Genomic DNA, 18,219 nt, shown 5'->3' on the forward strand with positions numbered 1-18,219 from the left:
CGTGCCTGCCACCGGTGGCGGCGGGGGCGGTGCTGGAGGCGGTGGAGGCGCGGGCGGCGGAGGTGGCGGCGTCGGTGTGGGCGCCGGTGCAGGCGTGGGGGTTGGCGCGGGACTCGGAGCGGGCGTGGGCGCGGGTGCCGGCGTGGGGGCCGGGGACGGTGCAGGACTGGGGGCTGGCGAGGGCGCCGGGCTGGGGGAGGGACTGGGGGCCGGGCTGGGGCTCGGCGCCGGCACCGGCATGGGCAGCGGGCTGGGCGTGGCGGCGGGCGGCGGTGGCGGGGTGGTGTCGGGCGCGGGGCTGCCACTCCCGCCGCCGCCGCAGGCCACCAGCACCAGCAGCATGGGCCAGGCATAGGCCGAGGCACTCCGTCGCTGCGGCGCCGGCGGCGGGGTGAGGGGCTTCAGGCGTTGTGCGGGAGGGACGGAGGCGCGCATCCAGGCCAGCCGCAGGCAGCGGCGCAACGGTCGGGTGGGGCCTGACTGTAGGCCGCCGTCACGGGCGGCGGTGCCCGGAAGTGGCGGCCGGGTGTGGCCTATTCGCCCGATCGCGGCCGCGGCCGCCCGTCAGTGCGGGCCGTGACCGCGGCCGTGGCCGTGTCCATGGCCGTGATGCTCGTGGCGGTGCGGCGGCCCGTCACGGCGGACGATCACGTGCTCGCGGTACCAGCCGTCCTGCACGAAATACACAGGCGCACCGCAGGCCGCGTACTGGCGGCAGTGATGGCGCCAGTCGCGCCGGTGACCGGGCGGCACCCACAGGTACACCGGCTCGCGGACCACCGGTCGCCCGATGACGACCGGCTGAGGCGCCACGAGCACCGGGCTGGGGTAGCGGCCGATGTCGACGCGGCCATAGACCCCGGGTTGGCTGAAACCGATCGACACACCGACATCGGTGGCCTGGGCGGTCGGCGAGGCGGCCAGGGCAGCGAGGGCCAGAGCGGCAGGCGCGCTCCAGCGGGCGAAGGTCTGGCGGGACGGGGTCATGAAGGTCTCCTGGGCCATGCGGTCATGCCGCGATGCGTATTCAACGTGCGAGATGACCCGCCGCTTGTAGGACAGCGTCAACGCTGGGGCGGAATGCGGCCTTGTCCTACGTGCCCGCCCCCGTCTGGCCGACGCGGCGACAGCCGCCCGGGCGCGACGCTTGCCTGTCTTGGCAATGGAGCAGGCACCGATGAGCGATCCCACGGCCCTCTCGGCCGCCCAGCAGGCCTTGGCGCAGAACGCGCGCTTCCTGGCCCGGTGCACCCGGTTGGCGGGTGTGGGCGCGTGGGAGTGGCAGGCGGACAGCGGCCAGTTGACCCTGTCGGAGTCCGCCTGTGAACTGCTCGGCTTGCCGGTCGACCGCGTGCCGACGCTGGCGATGTTGCTGGCGCGGTTCGGCCCGGATGGTGCCGCCATGCTCGACGCGGCCTTGCAGCGTGCGGCGCGCGACGGTCAGGGCTGGGATGTGGAGTTGCCCTGCGCGGTCGGTGAGATGGGGGCGCCGGTGTCGCGCGTGCTGCGCGTGGTCGGGCGGGCGGACGAAGACGAAAACGGCCGGCGCGTGGGGGTCGTGATGCTGGACGTCAGCGAGCCGGCCGAGGTGCGCGCCGAGCTGGAGCGGGCGCTGGAGCGCCTGGCGCTGGCCACGCACAGCGGCGGCATCGGCGTCTGGGACTTGGACCTGCGCGACGGCCAGCTCAGTTGGGACGACGTGATGTGGCGCCTGCATGGCGAGGCGGCCCACGGACAGCGCATCGACATGGCCCGCTGGCGGCACCGGCTGCACCCGCAGGACCGCCGCGCTGCGGCCGGCGCGCTGCGGGCCGCGCTGCGCGGTGGCCCGCAGCTGGAAGGCGAGTGGCGGGTGCGCTGGCCCGACGGCAGCGTGCACGAGCTGCGCGGCACGGGCCGGGTGCTGCGTGACGCCGCTGGCCGGCCGCTGCGGCTGTCGGGCGTGTGCTGGGATGTCAGCGAGCCGCGCCGGCTGCAGCGGCAACTGGAGGAGCAGCGGGAGCTGCTGGAGGTGACGCTGCAGTCCATCGCCGACGCGGTGCTCACCACCGATGCCCGGGGCCGGGTGACCTGGCTCAACCCGGTCGCGCAGCGGCTCACGGGTTGGTCGGGGGCCGAGGCCCTGGGTCAGCCGGCGCGCGAGGTCTTCCGGCCGCAGCGCGAAGACAGTGGCGAGCCCTTGCCCGACCCGGTGCAGCGCTGCCTGGACACCGGGCGCCCGACTGCGCTGCCGCCAGGCACCGTGCTGCGCGCCCGGGACGGCGAGCTGCGTGCGGTGGACGACTCGGTGGCCCCGATCCGGGATGCCGACGGGCAGGTGCGGGGCGCCGTGCTGGTGTTCCGCGACGTGACCCAGCAGCGTCGCCAGTTCGATGAGATCCGCTGGCGCGCCAGCCATGACGGCCTGACGGGGCTGGTCAACCGTACGGAGTTCAGCCAGCGGTTGAGCCGCACGCTCGAGCGGGCGCGGCGTGACGGCAGCCGCCATGCGCTGCTGGCCTTCGACCTCGACCGCTTCAAGCTCGTCAATGACCATTGCGGCCACGCCGCCGGCGACGAGGTGCTGCGCGAGGTGGCTCGCCGCCTGGAGGCCGGCGTGCGGGGGCGCGACACCGTGGCGCGGCTGGGCGGCGACGAGTTCGCGGCCTTGCTGGAGAACTGCTCGCTGGAGGAGGCCGTGCATGTGGCGCAGAAGCTGTGCGATGCCATGGACCAATACCGCTATGTGCACGGCGAGCAGCGCTTTCGCATCGGCACCAGCATCGGCGTGGCACCGCTGGATGCGCGCTGGCCCGACGCCGACACGGCGCTGCGCGAGGCCGATGCCTGCTGTATGACGGCCAAGGAGCGCGGGCGCAACCGGGTGCAGCTCTGGGCGGCGGACGACATCGCGCTGCGCGCGCACCAGAGCGAGCACCGCTGGGCGACGCGGCTGCAGCAGGCCCTCGACGAAGACCGTTTCGAGCTCGACCTGCAGCGCGTGCTGCCGGCCCAGGGCGAGGATGACGGCCGCCTGCGCGGCGAGCTGCTGCTGCGCCTGCGCGAGCGCGACGGCAGCCGTGTGCTGCCCGGGGCCTTCATGCCGGCGGCCGAGCGTTTTCACCTCGCGCCGCGCCTGGACCGCTGGGTGCTGCGTCAGGCGGTGGCCTTGCTGGCACAGGACACCGTCGGCGCGATCGCGTCGCTGTCCATCAATGTGTCTGCGCTGACCTTGCAGGACGCGGCGTATCACGACGAGGCGCGCCGCCTGCTCACCGCACTCGGCCCTGCGCGAGCCGCGGCCCTGTGCCTGGAGATCACCGAGACGGCGGTCATCACCCAGCTGGAAGAGGCGGCTCGATTCATCGAGCAGATGCAGGCCCTGGGTGCGCGCATCGCGCTGGACGACTTCGGCGCCGGGTCTTCCTCCTTCAGCTATCTCAAGGTGCTGCCGGTGGACCTGCTCAAGATCGACGGCCAGTTCGTGCGTGCGCTGATGACCGATCCGCTCGATCAGGTCGCCGTACGCAGCTTTGTGGACGCGGCCCGCACGCTGGGCCTCACGACGGTGGCCGAGTGCGTGGAGACGCCCGAGGTGTTGCTGGAGCTGGTGCGGCTGGGTGTGGGGGAGGTGCAGGGCTTCCTGCTGCATCGGCCGCAGCCGCTCACCGACGTGGTGGCGGCGGTGCCGGAGGCCACGTCGGTCTACTGAACGGTGTCGACCGCAAGCGGCGCCGAGGCGGCCGCTGCGGCGGGTGCCAGGGCCGTCGTGGCCTGCGCCTGCGGGGCGGTCTCCTGCCCATCGGCCACGGCCAGCAGCGAGACCTGCAAGCCGCGAGATAGCTGTTGCTGCCAGCCGTGGAGCGTCTGGCCGGCGTCGCTCAGGGCGGTGCTGAGCTGCACGTCCAGCGGGCGCGGATCATCGATCAAGGCCATCACGGCGGCGGTGGCCAGCGTGCCGGCGGCGACCATCAGGGCCAGCGCGTGTTGCAGGCGGCGGCGTCGCGAAGGCGAAATCACATCGGCGTCCCGTGTGGTGGTCGTCAGGTCCGGCAGGGGGCAATACGCAGGTGGCTGCGCCTGCCAGCCGTGCGCGCGTGTCGATCCTGGAACTTGCATGACCCCTCCTGAAGGTGTTGTGGCCTTCAGTGTGGGCGGGGCCGGCAGGCGGCGGTGTCGGCTCGCGCGGACTCGCGCTGTAGGACGGCAGGCGGGTCAGGCGGCGGCGCCGCCCGGCGTGCTCAGGCCGATGGGCGGGCTGACGGCCGGCCCCAGGTCGCCCGGTGCCGTGACCGGCGGCAGCTCGGGTTCCGGCTCCGGTTCGGCCAGCGGCAGCCGCGCCAGCACGAGCGTGCCGCGCCCCGGGGCGGACAGCAGCTGCAGCGTGCCGCCCAGGCTCTCGATGCGATAGCGCATGCCGAGCAGGCCATGATGGCCGGAGCCGACGGCGTCGGGGTTGAAGCCCTGGCCGTCGTCGCGGATGTGCAGCTGCAGCCAGCCATCGGCTTCGTCGAGCGACACCCGCACATGCTTGGCCTTGGCATGGCGCATCACATTGGTCAGGGCCTCCTGCACCAGGCGGTACAGCGCCAGGCGGCCGGCCTCGTTGGTGGGCGCCTCGGCGAGCTCCAGGCTCAGCTGCAGGCCCGAACGCTGGGCGAACTCCTGGGTCAGGATCTCCAGCGCCGGGATCAGGCCGAGGTTGGACAGGGCGGACGGGCGCAGGTCTTCGATGATGCGGCGCTTCAGCGCGATGCCCTGGTCGAGCAGCTCGCTCATGTGCTTGAGGCGGTCATCGATCTCGGGCGCGCCGGTGCGTGTCATGCGGCGGATGCGGGCGACGTCGAGCTTGGCGGCGGTCAGCAGCGCGCCGAGCTCGTCATGCAGCTCGCGGGCCAGGTGGGCGCGCTCATCTTCGCGCACCGTCTGCAGGTGGCGGGCCAGCTCGGTCAGCTCCGCCGTGCGGTGGGCCACCTCGCGGTCCAGGCGGTCGCGTTCCTGGGCCAGCTCCTGCGCATGCTCCCGGCGGGTGCGGTGCAGGGCTTCGTTGCGGCGCAGGAAGATGGCCAGGCCGAACAGGCTGATCAGCGTCAGGCCGTGGACGCCCAGGCGCCCATACATCAGGGAGCGGGCGACCGCATCGCGTTCGCCGGCGATCTGTACCAGCTCGTGCTGGTCCAGCTGGGCGACCGCATCGCGCACCGCCTGCATCTTCTCGCGGCCGATGTCGGATTCGACCAGGCCGCGCCAGGCGGTGACGTTGCCTTCCCGGTAGAGCTGCACCACCAACTGCAGCTCCGAGAGCTTCTCGCGTGCCCGGCGGCTGGCGTCGGCCACCAGGGCCTCCCACTCGGAGCTGGCGTACTGGCCGCGCAGGCGGGACAGCACGCTCGGCAGCTCGCGCTCGGCCAGCTGGATGGGGGTGAGGTAGTCGTCGCGGCCGGTCAGCAGGAAGCCGCGCTGGGCGGTTTCAGCATCGGTCAGCAGCTCGCGAAGGCGCAGGCCGTCGTTGCGGGCCACGTGTCGGGCCTGGCTCTGCCGAAGGGCTTCGTCGGCGCTCCAGAACGCGGCTTCGCTGACGCCCATCACCGCAGCTGCGGCCAGGGCGGCGAAGGCCACGGCCAGGCCACGGTTGCGGCTGGCACCCTCCAGCCAGGGATCGAACCGGCTCAGCACAGTCAAAGCGATGCTGCCGCTGGACCAGCCAGTTCGGCGCAGTAGCTGATGAGGTCGTCGAGTTCGCGGCTCTTGTCGAACACGCGCTCGGCCCCGAGGCTGGCGCAACGGCGCCGCATTTCCTCGGTGGCGTAATTGGTCAGCACGACGCGCCTGGCGCGGACGCCGAGTTGCTGGGCGGCCTGCAGCACGCCCAGCCCCGTGCCCGAGCGCAGGAACACGTCGACGATGAACAGGTCGGCGGTGGCATCGGGGTCGCGCTTCATCCAGCGCACCGCGCCGGCTTCATCGGCGACCGAACCCACCACTTCCACCTGGGCCACCTCTTCGAGCGTCGCGATGAGGTTCTCAAGGATCACCGGACTGTCTTCGACGATGAAGGCTTTGAGTGCAGGCATGACCCGAGGGCTGCGGTGGGATTCAGGGAGGCTCAAGTATGGCCCGCTTCGACCTCGCGCCGGCAGTGCCGGCGGCTTGTCGCGTTGTAGGACTAGTCCTATAGCGGGACTCAGGAACCTTGGCGGACGGCGATGTCGTTCTTCACGGCCTTCACGCCCGAAGTCTCGCGGGCGAGCTTCTCGGCCATGGCGCGCTCTTCGGCTGACTTGGCAAAGCCCGACAGCTGCACCGTGCCCTTCAGCGTCTCGACGCTGATGGCCATGGCGCTGACGGTGGGGTCGGCGGCGAACTTGGCCTTGACGCGGGTGGTCACGGCGGTGTCGTCGACGTAGGCGCCGACGGTTTCCTGGTCACGGGTGACGGCACAGCCGGTGGTGGCAGCCAGGGTGGCGACGAGGGCGGTGGTGACGGCGGCGGTCAGGATGGACTTGTTGAACATTTGGCATCTCCTGTAGGTGGGCGGCTTCGAGAACCGCTGGCCTCACTATCGGGCCCGGCTACATGCGGTGACATAGTCCCGCGGCGCGGCGCCCTGTCGGACTGGACCGTCAGCGATGTAGGACGGCAGGCGCTGCCCGTGCGGCAGACGGGCTGCTACTCTGAGAACAAGTTCCACGCCAGAGTTCCCCCACCATGATCAGAATCGGCATCGTCGACGACCACGCCATCGTCCGCACCGGGCTGCGCCAGTACCTGTCCGATCACGTGGACCTGCGCGTGACCGGGGAAGGCGCCAGCGGCCATGACGCGCTCGAGATGGCCCGGGGCGGCGAGGTGGACGTGCTGCTGCTGGACATCTCCATGCCCGATCAAAGCGGTGTGGATGCGCTGGCCGCGATCAAGGCGCGCTTCCCCGAACTGCCGGTGCTCATCCTGAGCGGCTTTCCGGAGGCGCACTACGCGACGACGCTGCTGCGCCAAGGCGCCAGCGGCTACCTGAACAAGGAATGTGATCCTGAGGAGATCGCCAATGCGATCCGGCAGGTGTCGCGCGGCCGGCGCTACATCAGCGCCGCGGTCGCCGAGCAGCTGGCCGACAGCGTGGTGGGCAATGCCGGCTCACCCGGCGCTCAGGACAAGCCCTTGCACGAGGCGCTGTCTGAACGGGAGTTCCAGGTCTTCCTGCGCCTGGCCAAGGGAGAAACGGTGGGCCATATCGCCGAGGCGCTCTTCCTGAGCGTCAAGACGGTCAGCACCTACCGCACGCGCGTGCTGGAGAAGCTCAAGCTGCAGACCAACAGTGATCTGACCTACTACGCGCTGAAGAACGGCCTGATTCAGTAACCCGTCGGCGCGAGCTCGTCGCCCAGGGTCCAGGGCAGGGCCGATTCGTAGCCCAGCTCCGCTTCGGGCAGTGAGGGCACCACGATGATGCGTGCCGGCGGCGCGGGCATCATCCACTGCGCCGCGGGCAGGGCAATCGCTTCAAGGGCGGAAGGATGGGGCAGGTGGGCGTCGAGGGTCATGTCGTGCTCCGGCGAGTGATGGGCACAGCATCCGTGACAGGCTTGGCGCCGCGTATCGGTTGGGGGCGCGCGGGCGTGTCGGAGACCACTGACAAAGCCGTCAGCCCGGCCACAATGCTGGCGTGAAGTTCATCGCCTCTGTCTGCCTCCTGCTGGCCCTGGGTGCCGGCGCGCAAGCCTGCGAGGTGCGGGCCCGCTGGAACGACGACCCGCCGTACTCGATGCGGCTGGCCGACGGCCGGCTGTCGGGGCTGAACGTGGAGATGGTCGAGCTGGTGCTCGGCCGCATGGGCTGCCGCGTGCAGTGGGTGGAGCTGCCCTGGGCCCGCGCGCTGGTGGAGCTGGAAGCCGGCCGACTGGACGTGCTGCCCGGCGGATTCCGCCGCCCGGAGCGCGAGGGGTATGCGTATTTCGTCGCCCAGCATGAGTTGTCTCGCAACCGGCTGTACGTGCGGGCCGCGGACCGTGCGCGCGTCGGTGCGGCCACCCGGCTGGCCGAGGTGCCGGGCCTGCGCCTGGGGGTGCAGATCGGCGTGGTCTACGGCCCCGAGTACGCTGAGCTGGTGTCGCAGCCGGCCTTCCGCACCCGGCTGACGCAGGCCACCACGCGCCGCAGCCTGTGGCAGATGCTGGAACTCGGGCGGGTCGATGGCGTGCTGTCCAGCGAGGCCTCGGCGCGGTGGGAGCTGGCCCAGGAAGGGCTGCACCAGCGCATCGTGGCGACGGACGTCGTGCTGTCCAACGAACCGGCCTACGTGCTCGTCAGCAAGCACTCGCGTGATGCCGCGTGGGCCCAGCGCTACCAGGACGCCAGTGCCGCGCTGAAGGCGGAGGGCACCACGGCCCGGGTCGTGCGCAAGTACTTCGGCGATTGAGGCTGCAGGGCGCCTCAGCCTGCCAGGGCGTCGGCCAGCAGGCGGGCCGACTGGGGCACCGGCTGGGTACCAAGCAGGCGGCCGTCGCCGTTGAAGCGGGTCGCGATGAAGGCGTCGGCGGCCGCCTCGGAGGCCTCCTCGCGCATCAGCACCGCCTGCGCACACAGCACCAGCCCCTGGGCCACGCGGCGCGCCTGCGACTCCAGCGCGGCGGGGTCCCCCGTCAGCAGGCGCTGCAGGTGGGTGGCTTCGGCCCGCACCGGCGCATCGGGGCTGGCGGCAAAACCGGCGAGCAGGTCCAGCGCCACGTCAGGCTCGCGGGCGACGGCGCGCAGCACGTCCAGGGCCATGACGTTGCCCGAGCCCTCCCAGATCGAGTTCACGGGGGCCTCGCGGTACAGCCGCGCCAGCACGCCGTCCTCCACGTAGCCATTGCCACCGAGCAGCTCCATGGCCTCGCCGGTGCATTCGATGGCCCGCTTGCACACCCAGAGCTTGGCAGCCGGCGTCATCAGCCGCTGCCAGGCGGCCTCGCCCTGCTCGAAGCCGCGGGCCAGGCGCAGCATCAGGCGCATCGCGGCCTCGCTCTCCAACGCCAGGTCGGCCAGCACCGTCTGCATCAGGGGCTGTTCAGCCAGTGCCCGGCCGAAGGCGTGGCGCTCGCGCGCGTTGTGCAGGGCCTGCACCAGACCGGCACGCAGCAGCGCCGCGCTGCCGATCACGCAGTTCAGCCGGGTGTAGCCGGCCATCTCGATCAGCGTCGGAATGCCGCGACCTTCGTCGCCCACGCGGCGCGCCCAGGCGCCGTGGAACTCCACCTCGCTGCTGCAGTTGCTGCGGTTGCCGAGCTTGTCCTTCAGGCGCAGCACCTGGATGGCATTGCGCGCGCCGTCGGGCGTGTAGCGCGGCAGCCAGAAGCAGGTGGGGCCGGCCTCGGTGCGGGCCAGCACCAGGTGGGCATCGCTGCTGGGCGCCGAGAAGAACCACTTGTGCCCGGTGATGGCGTAGCTGCCGTCGGCCTGCGCGGTGGCGTGGGTGGTCACCCGGCGCAGGTCGGAGCCGCCTTGCTTTTCGGTCATGCCCATGCCGACCCAGATCGACGCCTTGTTGGCCAGTGGTGCCTCGCGCGGGTCATGCACGCGGCTGAAGAACTGTTCGCGCAGCGGTGCAAACAGCTCGGGCTGGCGGGCCAGCACGGGAATGGCGGCCTGCGTCATGGTCGCCGGGCAGAGCGATCCGGCTTCCACCTGGCCATGCAGGTAGCAGCCGGCGGCGAAGGCCGTCCAGCGGCCGGCGGTGTCGGTGGCGAACACGTCGCCGACCAGCCCTTGGCGGCGGTACAGGGCCAGCAGCGCGTGCCAGCTGGGGTGAAAGTCGATCAGGTCGATGCGACGCCCGCGCGCGTCGAGCTGTCGCAACTGCGGGCCGTGGCGGTTGGCATCGCGCGCCCACTGGGCGGTGTCAGGGCTGCCGAGTTCGGCACCATAGCGGGTAAGCGGCTCAACAGCCTGAGGCGCCGCCTGGCGAAGCGCGGCCAGCAGCGCAGGGTCGGTGGCCAGCAGGTTGTGACCGACCCACTCGTCGACGAGGTTGTCCGCGGTGGCCATCAGTCGCTCACGCCCGGCTCGGCCTTGAGCTGGTTGCCGCCGGCGCGGCGGGCTTCGTAGAGCGCGGTCTCGGCGCGGCGCTGCAGGTCGGCGATGCCTCGGTCGCCCGGGCGCAGCTTGGCCCAGCCGGCGCTGAAGGCCAGGCTCAGGCCCAGCTCCGCCGGCGCGCGCTCGGCCACGGCGGCGCGCAGTCGCTGGTCCAGGGCCTGCGGGCCTTCGGGCAGGCAGCGGGCCATCAACACGCCGAACTGGTGTTCACCCAGCCGGCCGGCCAGATCGCCCAGCCGCATCTGTGCCTGCACGCAGCTGCCGAACAGGGCCAGGGTGCGGTCAGCGAAATCGATGTCGTGTTCGGCCTGCAGGGTGCCGAAGTCATCCAGCGTCACCACCACCAGCGCCAGGGGCTCCTGGTAGCGGCGCGCCATGGAGATGAGGTCCACCGAGCGACGGCCGAAGGCGGCGGCGTCGATCAGGCCGGTCAGGCCGTCGGTCTGGGTGAGGCGGGCGAGCTCCGCCTCGATCTGGCCGCGCCAGGCCAGCAACAACATGGGCAGCGCCAGCAGCAAGGCCAGCTGGCCAGCCAGGGCCAGCAGCAGGTCAGGCGAGGCCGAGGGCGAGCCGAACTCGGTGACGACCGCGCGGCTGAGCACGGCCACCAGCAGCGGCAGCACCGCGGCCAGGCCCAGCAGCCGCCAGCGCCGGCTGTTCAGGCCTTGGACGACGTTGCTGCGGCCGGGCAGCGTCAAGGCCACGCCGAGCCATGCGAGCTGCGCGCCGAGGCCGAGGTCCGCGAGGGTCTGGGCTTCGTGGGGCGCCTCGGCCAGCAGCAGCTGCCCCACCGCCAGCAGCACCGGTGCGGCGGCCATGGCCCAGCGGCCAGGGCGGGGCTGCAGCCACAGGCACAAGGCCCACCACAGCGCCGACAGACCGGCACTCACGGCGGCCACGCCGAGGGCGTGGACCCACGGCGGCGAGCCCAGGCGCGCCACGAGCGACGGGCTGGCCAGCGCCAGGCCCACCGCCAGGGCCAGCATGCCAGCCTGGGCCCAGCGGCCACCGGCGTTGTCGCCGCGCCAGCCGACCAGCGTGATCAGCACCAGCGCGGCCACCAGCGCCTGCATCGGCAGCAGGGCGAACAGCGCGCTGGTGAAGCTCATTTCTTGACGGGGATGGGCTGGGCGCGGTCCACCGGCACGGCGGTCACGCTGTTCTGCGGCGAGCCATCGATCAGGCGGTCGGAGTAGGTCAGGTAGACCAGGGTGTTGCGGGTCGGATCGACCATGCGCACGATACGCAGCCGCTTGAACACCAGCGAGATGCGTTCGCTGAACACCTCTTCCTGGCGCGGCAACGGCTGGGCGATGGTGATGGGGCCGACCTGGCGGCAGGCAATGGAGGCTTCGGACTTGTCCTCCGCCAGCCCGATGGCGCCTTTGATGCCGCCGGTCTTGGCGCGCGACACGAAGCAGGTGACGCCCTGCACCTTGGGGTCGTCATAGGCATCGACCACGATCTTGTGATCGGGGCCGATCAGCTTGAAAGCGGTGTCCACCGAACCGATGGGCTCGGCATGGGCCAGCGAGGCGGCGGCCAGCAGGAGGGTGAGGGCGGCGTGCTTCATCGGGTCAGTCTAGGGCCTGTTAACGCCAAGGCAATGGGTCGCGAAGGCCCTAAAGCCAACAGGCGCCGGCCGGGCTGGGCACCGGCGTGTGGCGGCCAGTGAAGCGCGGGCTCTCCGGGCGGCCGAGGTCGAAATGGCTGAGGTGGTCGCTGCGCTGGTTGCACACGTAGAGGTGGCGGCCCGCCCGGCAGGCGCTGCGGGGCGTGCTGCCGTGCACCCAGTGGTGGTCCAGCACCCGCGGGCGTCGTGGCTGGGCCAGGCTCAGCACGGCCAGGCTGTCGTGCAGGCGGTTGAAGGCGTACAGATGCCGCCCGCCCGGCGCCACCAGCAGGCCCGAGGCGTAGCTGGTGCCGGCAAAACCCGTGGGCAGTACCGAGGTCTCGTCCAGCAGGCGTGGGCCGTCGGCCGTCAGCTCGACGGTGGACAGGGTGGAGGAGGTCTCCTGCAGCACGTAGAGCCAGCGCGGGTCCTGCGGGTGGGCCACGAAATGCCGCGGGCCCGAGCCTGGGCTGAGGGCGAGCTCGTGGGCGGCGGTGGTGGGGGCGCCGGCCTGCAGAGGCCAGGCGAGCAGCACGTCGCGGCCGAGGTCCGTGCCGAGCAGCCAGCGGCCGTCGGCGCTGGCCTCGATCATGTGCGCATGCGGCCCGTCGTGGCCGCTGTTGGCCTGGCTGCCGGGCGGGCCGCTCTGAGGCCGCGTCGGCCCGGGACGGCAGTCGGCGCTGGCGCAACTGGGCCAGCTCTCGGGCGGCCCCAGCCGGCCGTCGGCCAGGCGGGGCAAGGCCGCAAAGCGGCCGTCGCCGTAGTTGGCCACCCACAGGCTGCCCGCGCCGGGGCTCAGGTGGGCGGGGCCTTTGCCGCCGCTGGGCTGGCGCTGCAGCAGCGTCAGTTGGCCTGCGTGGTCCTGCTGGTAGACGGCCACCTGGTCCGCCCCCTCTTCGGCGGCGTAGACATGGCGGCCCTCGGCAGCCAGCCAGCTCGGGCTGTGGGCGTTGGACGTGATGCCGATCGGCCGCAGGCTGCCGTCCGCTGCCATGCTGAAGCTGTACAGCCCCTGGCCCAGCGGTGCATACGTGCCCACGTGAAGAAAGCGGGGGCTGGGGGCGGTGGCGTGAGCGGTGAGTGGCATCAGGGCGAGCGGGGTCAGGCGAAGGAGCTGTCGGCGCTTCATGAGAACTGCGTGGTGAGGGCGTCCACCACCCGGTCCTGTTCGTCGACCACGGCCAGCCAGGCCCATTTGTCGAAGGTGGTGCAGGGATGGGCGGGGCCCAGGGCGACGCGGTCACCCACGGCGGGGCCTGGCGTGACGGCCGGGTCCCAGCGCAGGTAGGCGTGCTGGTCGTTCATCCCGGTGACTTGCCAGCCCGCCGGTGCGGCCTGGCGCTGGCCGGCGTGCGCATGCCAGACGGGCAGGGGCCAGCCCTGATCGAAGCCGGCATCGCGCCGGCCGGCATTCAGCAGGGCCAGACCCGGCTCGGGGCAGGACAGCACCAGCGTCCAGACCTCCAGCGCCGGTTGCAGGCTGGGCGAGGACAGCGGCGTGCCCAGGCGCTCGTCCATGGTCTGCATGTAGCGGCCGTAGTGGGTGTGGTCATGGCAGATGTAGCAGCCCGAGCGCAGCAGGCCCAGGCGCTCGGGTCGGGCGCCGAGCACGGGCGCGACCAGGTCGAACAACGCCGAGCCGCCGCCGCTGAGCCACACCGGCCGGGCCTCCGGCTCGATCAGGCCCTCGGCCTCGAAGTCGGCCAGCAGGGTGTCGATGCGCTGCTGCCAGTGCTGCATCAGCGCCCGGTCGGGCGCGCTCTCGCCCTGCACCTGCAGGCCCTCGTAAAAGCCAATGCCGCGCAGGCGCAGCGCAGGGTGGCCGCGCAGCGCCCGCGCCAGCGTCAGGGCCGGGGCGTGCTCGCGCAGCCCGCAGCGCGTGGTGCCCAGCTCCAGCAGCACGTCCAGCTGCGCCTCGCCCGCGCCCAGGCGCGGCCAGAGCGTGGTGATCAGGTCGAGCTGGGCCGTGGAATCGATGAAGAAGGCCAGCTCGACACCCGGATAGCGCCGCCGCAGCGCCAACAGTTCAGCCAGGTCCGCCGCGCCGACGATGCCATTGGCGATGAGCGCGCGTCGCACGCCGGCGGCCAGGCCCAGGCGCAGCTGGTGGACGTTCGCAAACGTCAGGCCCCAGGCGCCGGCCGCGAGCTGGCGACGGAACAGCTGCGGGCTCATGGTGGTCTTGCCATGCGGGGCCAACTGCACGCCGTGCCGTGCAGCGAAGTCCTGCATCCACGCGATGTTGTGGGCCAGCGCCTGCTGGCGCACCACGGCCAGCGGGAAGGCGAGCTCGTCGCCCAGCAGATGCCAGCCGCGCGAAGCCACTTCGTCCAGCGGCAGCGGCGGCTGCAGCGCCGGAAAGCCTTTCAGCCAGGGCCCCAGCCAGCCGGGGCGCGGAATGTCGTCGTCAGGTGCCATGGCGGGATCATCGGCGAACCACCTGCAGCGCCGCAGGTCGCACCGTCACCGTGATGTCGGCAGCTGCCGGCAGCGGCTCGCCATCGACCGCGAGGGGCAGCGCGCCCACGGCGCGCAGGCGCAGCCGCTGGAAGGCCGACAGCGTCACGCGCGGGTGACGCAGATGCTGGCCGGCCAGCAGCAGCGGCATCATGCCCAGCGCGCCGAGCCGGCCGAAGGCGCCGACCCGCAGCAGGGCCAGCGCGCCGTCGTCGATGCGCGCGCCAGGCGCTGCCGGCATGCCGCTGCCGTAGGTTGGTGTGTTCAGGCTGGAAGCGAAGAGCAGCGGGCCGTCGTGCAGCAGCCTGCCATCGGCTTCGACCTGCAGCGGGTAGACCTGCAGCCGTGCAACCTCGCGCAGCGTGGCCCACAGGTAGCGCGGCTGGCCACGCAGCCATTTGGGCGCGGCCAGCGCCCGTAGCGCGATGGCGGCATCGAAGCCGGCCGTGAGGCTGGACATGAAGAGTCGGGCCTCGGTGTGTTCGGTGCCGATCTCGCCCACGTCCATTGTCGAAGCGGGCGCCCGCAGGGCATGGGCCAGGGCGTCCTGCCAGCCGAGCCGGGCCAGGCCCAGCGCGCGGGCAAGGTCGTTGCCGGTGCCGCCGGGTAACAGGGCGAGCTGCAGCCGCCGGGCGACGAGTGTGGGCAGCAGCTGGTGCACCGTGCCGTCGCCCCCGGCCACCAGCACGCGGCTGCCTTCGGGCAGGGCCTGCAGGCGCTGGCGGGCGTTGTCGACGTTGTCCGGCAGCACCTGCGGCACCTGGGGCAGGGCCTCGCGCAGCGGGGCGGCAAGGGCGGCGCAGCGGCCGTTGGCGGCATGCGGGTTCAGCAGGCAGAGCGCCGGTTCAGGCACCAGGGCAGGGACGGTCACGCCCGCATTGAAGCGGCCCGCGCCGCGGCGCGCCATCGGCGCAGACCCTGCCGCGCAGACGCTGTCGGCTGCCTACACTGCCCGGCAGACAACGCCGTCATTCCATGCCCGTGCTCTGCGCATGACGCTCCACATTCCCACGCTGGTGCTCATCCTGGTGGTGGGGTTCGGCCTGCTCACGCTGCAGCTGTGGATGGCCGGCCGCGGGGCGTTGGGCCGGGGCGAGCTGCAGCAGCTCAGCTGGGCGGCCCTGGCCTTCAGCCTGGGTTTTGGCTGCTTCGCGCTGCGCGAGCGCCTGCCGGCGCCGGCCGTGTTGTTGTCGGGCAACTGGCTGGTGATCGGTGGCCTGGCCGGCGTGGCCGGGGCGGTGTCGCGGCATCTGCTCAACCGGGGTCTGCCCGGCTGGTATCACGCGCTGGCCTTAGCCGGGCTGCTCATCACGCCGCTGGTGCTGGACGTGGCCACGCCGGTGCGGGCGGGCGCGATGTCCGGCGTGATGGCGGTATTGCTGCTGCCGCCCACGGTGGCTGCGCTGCGCCTGGGCTGGCGCGGCGAGCTGAGCTTCCGGGTGGTGGCGAGCATGCTGGTGCTGGCGAGCGCCGCGCTGTGGTTGCGCGTGGGGCTGGCGGTGTGCTGGGCGCAGGTGGCGCCGCAGGCGCAGGAGCCCTGGCGCACCTGGAGCAGCCTGATCTACATGGGCGCCTTCATGGCGGTGCTGGCGGCGGGCTTTGGCCTGATCCTGGCCGCCTTCGAGCGCATGGCCAGCCAGATGCGCCAGCTCGCCAGCGTCGACGGGCTGACGGGGGCGTGCAACCACAACACCACGGTGTCGCTGCTGGCGCATGCGATGGAACGCGCGCGCCGCGAGGGCCAGCCGGTGTCCTTCGTGATGCTGGATCTGGATCACTTCAAGCTCGTCAACGACCGCCACGGCCATGCGGTGGGTGACCAGGTGCTCAAGGCCGTGGCCGCCTGCACCCGTGCGCGGCTGCGGGGCTCCGATGTGCTGGGCCGGCTGGGCGGCGAGGAGTTCGGCCTGGTGCTGCCGGCCACGGGGTTGAGTGGCGCGCGTCATCTGGCGGACCAGGTGCGGCTGGCGGTCGAGGCGCTGGAGCTGCAGGGCGACGGCGGCCGGCCGCTGCGCGTGACGCTGTCGGCCGGCGTGGCCGAGGCCGCTGCCGGCGACACGCCCGAGACGCTCATGCACCTGGCCGACAAGGCCCTCTACCAGGCCAAGCAGCAGGGCCGCAACCGCGTGGTGGTGGCGGACGACTGGATGCGCAATTCGACGTTGCAGTCTGTCGCCGGGAGCGAGGCGCCCGCGCCGGGCGGCTAGTGTGGTTTCCCGCAGATACGTGCACCAAATGAAATCGATGGCTTCGAGCCCAGAGCAAGGCGCAAACCGCAGCGATACCCGGCGGTATCGCGAGGATTTGCAACGCCGCCATGGGGTTGAAGACGCGATTTCATGTGCTCGTATCTGCGGGACACCACACTAGCAGCGCTCGTACTTCCAGTGCCGCGGCTTGCCCTCGGCCAGCCACTGCACGGCCTGGGCGATGCGGCGAGCGCGGGTGTCGCTCTGCTTGGCTTCGAGCACCCATTCGAGGTAGTCGCGCTGCTTGCTGGGCGGGAAGGCGTCGTAGTGCCGCCGCGCGGCGCTCACGTCGGCGAGGGCCGCCGCGAAGTCGTCGGGCATGGTGAGTTGCGGGCGCGGCGCCCGGCCGGGCTTGGTGGCGCGCGGTGCACCGGCACGCAACACCGCGGCCGCGTCGCGGATCTGGCGGCGCAATGCAGCGCGGGTGGGCAGGTCGGCCAGGGTCGTGATGCGGCCAAAGTCGCCCATGGCACCCGGCTGGCCTTCGGGACCGCCTTCGCGCGCCCAGAAACTGAAGGCGCAGTGCGCCTTGAAGGCCGACATGCCGCACAGCAACTTGTCGTCGAGCATGAAGTGCGGCCGGCTCCACTTGAGGGTCTCCACCACCTCGGGGCAAGCGGCGTGCACGTCCTCGCGCAGCCGCTCGAGGATGGGCCGGGCGAAATCGGGTGCAGCAGCCAGATAGGCGTCGATGCGGGGGTCGAGCACTGCCATCACAGGAGCATAGACTTTCGGCCCCTGACGGCCCTCCGGACTGACCCTTGCGATTCCTCCTGCCCCTGCTGCTGGCTGCCACCTTGAGCCCGGCCCCGAGCTGGGCCCAGTTGCCCGCGCTGACGCTGGAGCAGCTGCCGCGCCCCACCATGCCGCCCGGGGAGAAGGGGCCGGTGGTGCCGGCGCAGGTGGAGCGCTGGCGCGAGGAGGCCAAGGCGCTGGAGTACGGCGACGGCGTGCCGCGCAATGAGGTGGCCGCCGCCAAGCTGTATTGCCGCGCGGCGCGCTATGGCGACGCCGAGGCCCAGTACAACCTGGGCTGGATGCTCACCAACGCCCGCGGCATCCAGCGCAACGACGCCGAAGCCGCCCACCTGTTCGCCGCCGCGGCGGAGCAGGGCATGGCCCAGGCGCAGAACATGCTGGACAAGATGGGCGGCACGCCGCTGGGCGACCCGCCGCCCTGCCTGCGGCCCCCCGAGACCGACCCGCCAGTCGCGCTGGCGCCGCCGCCTGCGGCACGCGCCGGGGGCAAGGCGGCCTCGCCGGTGTCGCTGTGGAACGCGCTGCCCTTGCCGGCGCAGGCGCCGCCCGCCATCGTCAACTACGTGAAGGTGCTCGCACCTGAGTACCAGCTGGCACCGGCCCTGGTGCTGGCGGTGATGGCCGCGGAGTCCAACTTCGACCCGCTGGCCGAGTCGCCCAAGAAGGCGCAGGGCTTGATGCAGCTGCTGCCCGAGACGGCGCTTCGCTTCAAGGCCACCAAGTTGCGCGACCCGGCGCAGAACATCCGCGCCGGCATGGCCTACCTGCGCTGGCTGCTGGCCTATTTCGAAGGTGACGTCATGATGGCCTTGGCCGGCTACAACGCGGGCGAAAAGGCCGTCGACCGATACCTCGGCGTGCCGCCGTATGCCGAGACCCGGCTGTATGTGCGCAAGATCATGGCCTCGGTGGGCGGCCAGCGCCTGCATCCTTTCGACCCATCTGTGACGCCACCGTCACCGATGGTGCAGCGGGTCAAGCTCGCCATGCAGACGCTCCAGACCCGTTGAAGCCGGGCCCGGTGTGAGATTCGTCATGCGCGGGCGTGACCGCGTCGTCGGGGTGTCGCGTTGTGCAGGCATCGTGTCGGCC

Annotated in this window: 19 protein-coding genes; 6 read left to right on the top strand and 13 right to left on the bottom strand. The window is 72.0% G+C overall.

The window, feature by feature from the left end; translation table 11 throughout:
- Position 1: 1 nt before the first annotated feature.
- Entirely contained in the window at positions 2 to 355 is a 354-nt protein-coding gene (locus CDO81_RS27820; RefSeq protein ID WP_144397364.1) for a hypothetical protein, read from the top strand.
- A gap of 209 nt (positions 356 to 564) precedes the next feature.
- Here the strand turns inward: CDO81_RS27820 and CDO81_RS22540 are convergent, their stop codons facing one another.
- Complete coding sequence (locus CDO81_RS22540; protein WP_088485593.1) at positions 565 to 987, bottom strand: hypothetical protein; 423 nt, start codon at positions 985 to 987, stop codon at positions 565 to 567.
- A gap of 190 nt (positions 988 to 1,177) precedes the next feature.
- On the opposite strand from CDO81_RS22540, the gene CDO81_RS22545 reads away from it, so the two are divergent.
- The gene (locus CDO81_RS22545; RefSeq protein ID WP_158218388.1) at positions 1,178 to 3,691 is read left to right on the top strand and encodes an EAL domain-containing protein; all 2,514 of its coding nucleotides are present in this window, start codon (positions 1,178 to 1,180) and stop codon (positions 3,689 to 3,691) included.
- Here CDO81_RS22545 and CDO81_RS27825 read toward each other — a convergent pair.
- The 4 genes from CDO81_RS27825 to CDO81_RS22565 all read right to left on the bottom strand — a co-directional run bounded on the left by CDO81_RS27825 (position 3,685) and on the right by CDO81_RS22565 (position 6,493).
- The gene (locus CDO81_RS27825; protein ID WP_144397366.1) at positions 3,685 to 4,098 is read right to left on the bottom strand and encodes a hypothetical protein; all 414 of its coding nucleotides are present in this window, start codon (positions 4,096 to 4,098) and stop codon (positions 3,685 to 3,687) included. The genes CDO81_RS22545 and CDO81_RS27825 overlap by 7 nt on opposite strands.
- A gap of 96 nt (positions 4,099 to 4,194) precedes the next feature.
- Positions 4,195 to 5,655, bottom strand: coding sequence for a CHASE3 domain-containing protein (locus tag CDO81_RS22555; protein WP_088485502.1), 1,461 nt, complete (start codon positions 5,653 to 5,655; stop codon positions 4,195 to 4,197).
- Positions 5,656 to 5,657: 2 nt separating this feature from the next.
- Positions 5,658 to 6,053, bottom strand: a complete 396-nt coding sequence (locus CDO81_RS22560) for a response regulator (RefSeq protein ID WP_088485503.1) — start codon at positions 6,051 to 6,053, stop codon at positions 5,658 to 5,660.
- A gap of 110 nt (positions 6,054 to 6,163) precedes the next feature.
- On the bottom strand, positions 6,164 to 6,493 hold the full coding sequence (locus CDO81_RS22565; RefSeq protein ID WP_088485504.1) for a BON domain-containing protein: 330 nt from the start codon (positions 6,491 to 6,493) through the stop codon (positions 6,164 to 6,166).
- A 194-nt stretch (positions 6,494 to 6,687) separates the two neighbouring features.
- Between CDO81_RS22565 and CDO81_RS22570 the strand changes: the two genes are divergently transcribed.
- Positions 6,688 to 7,338 (top strand): response regulator, encoded by a 651-nt coding sequence (locus CDO81_RS22570; RefSeq protein WP_088485505.1) that lies wholly within the window; start codon positions 6,688 to 6,690, stop codon positions 7,336 to 7,338.
- On the opposite strand, the gene CDO81_RS22575 is transcribed toward CDO81_RS22570, so the two are convergent.
- Positions 7,332 to 7,520, bottom strand: a complete 189-nt coding sequence (locus CDO81_RS22575) for a hypothetical protein (RefSeq protein WP_088485506.1) — start codon at positions 7,518 to 7,520, stop codon at positions 7,332 to 7,334. The two genes, CDO81_RS22570 and CDO81_RS22575, sit on opposite strands and share 7 nt — an antisense overlap.
- A 122-nt stretch (positions 7,521 to 7,642) precedes the next feature.
- On the opposite strand from CDO81_RS22575, the gene CDO81_RS22580 reads away from it, so the two are divergent.
- Positions 7,643 to 8,395 (top strand): substrate-binding periplasmic protein, encoded by a 753-nt coding sequence (locus tag CDO81_RS22580; protein WP_088485507.1) that lies wholly within the window; start codon positions 7,643 to 7,645, stop codon positions 8,393 to 8,395.
- Between the two features lie 14 nt (positions 8,396 to 8,409).
- Here CDO81_RS22580 and CDO81_RS22585 read toward each other — a convergent pair whose 3' ends face one another.
- Genes CDO81_RS22585 through CDO81_RS22610 form a run of 6 tightly spaced genes read right to left on the bottom strand, consistent with a single transcriptional unit; the run spans position 8,410 to position 14,990 of the window.
- Complete coding sequence (locus tag CDO81_RS22585; protein ID WP_088485508.1) at positions 8,410 to 10,002, bottom strand: acyl-CoA dehydrogenase family protein; 1,593 nt, start codon at positions 10,000 to 10,002, stop codon at positions 8,410 to 8,412.
- Positions 10,002 to 11,159, bottom strand: a complete 1,158-nt coding sequence (locus CDO81_RS22590) for a GGDEF domain-containing protein (RefSeq protein ID WP_088485509.1) — start codon at positions 11,157 to 11,159, stop codon at positions 10,002 to 10,004. Before CDO81_RS22590 ends, CDO81_RS22585 begins: the two co-directional genes overlap by 1 nt.
- Positions 11,156 to 11,623 carry a CreA family protein gene (locus CDO81_RS22595; protein ID WP_088485510.1) on the bottom strand — a complete coding sequence of 156 codons (468 nt, stop codon included), beginning with the start codon at positions 11,621 to 11,623 and terminating at the stop codon, positions 11,156 to 11,158. The genes CDO81_RS22590 and CDO81_RS22595 overlap by 4 nt, the downstream gene beginning before the upstream one ends.
- A 49-nt stretch (positions 11,624 to 11,672) precedes the next feature.
- On the bottom strand, positions 11,673 to 12,791 hold the full coding sequence (locus CDO81_RS22600) for a lactonase family protein (RefSeq protein WP_158218389.1): 1,119 nt from the start codon (positions 12,789 to 12,791) through the stop codon (positions 11,673 to 11,675).
- On the bottom strand, positions 12,788 to 14,080 hold the full coding sequence (locus CDO81_RS22605) for an alanine racemase (RefSeq protein ID WP_088485512.1): 1,293 nt from the start codon (positions 14,078 to 14,080) through the stop codon (positions 12,788 to 12,790). The genes CDO81_RS22600 and CDO81_RS22605 overlap by 4 nt, the downstream gene beginning before the upstream one ends.
- Before the next feature lie 7 nt (positions 14,081 to 14,087).
- A complete protein-coding gene (locus tag CDO81_RS22610; protein ID WP_158218390.1) occupies positions 14,088 to 14,990 on the bottom strand; it encodes a diacylglycerol/lipid kinase family protein in 903 nt (300 codons plus the stop codon).
- Between the two features lie 121 nt (positions 14,991 to 15,111).
- Between CDO81_RS22610 and CDO81_RS29175 the strand changes: the two genes are divergently transcribed.
- Entirely contained in the window at positions 15,112 to 16,326 is a 1,215-nt protein-coding gene (locus tag CDO81_RS29175) for a GGDEF domain-containing protein (protein ID WP_144397368.1), read from the top strand.
- Between the two features lie 159 nt (positions 16,327 to 16,485).
- Here CDO81_RS29175 and CDO81_RS22620 read toward each other — a convergent pair whose 3' ends face one another.
- Complete coding sequence (locus CDO81_RS22620) at positions 16,486 to 17,082, bottom strand: YdeI/OmpD-associated family protein (RefSeq protein WP_088485515.1); 597 nt, start codon at positions 17,080 to 17,082, stop codon at positions 16,486 to 16,488.
- Positions 17,083 to 17,129: 47 nt separating this feature from the next.
- On the opposite strand from CDO81_RS22620, the gene CDO81_RS22625 reads away from it, so the two are divergent.
- On the top strand, positions 17,130 to 18,137 hold the full coding sequence (locus CDO81_RS22625) for a transglycosylase SLT domain-containing protein (protein ID WP_241517101.1): 1,008 nt from the start codon (positions 17,130 to 17,132) through the stop codon (positions 18,135 to 18,137).
- Positions 18,138 to 18,219: the final 82 nt, after the last annotated feature.

This window comes from Roseateles puraquae, from assembly GCF_002205845.1.
GTDB lineage: Bacteria > Pseudomonadota > Gammaproteobacteria > Burkholderiales > Burkholderiaceae_C > Pelomonas > Pelomonas puraquae.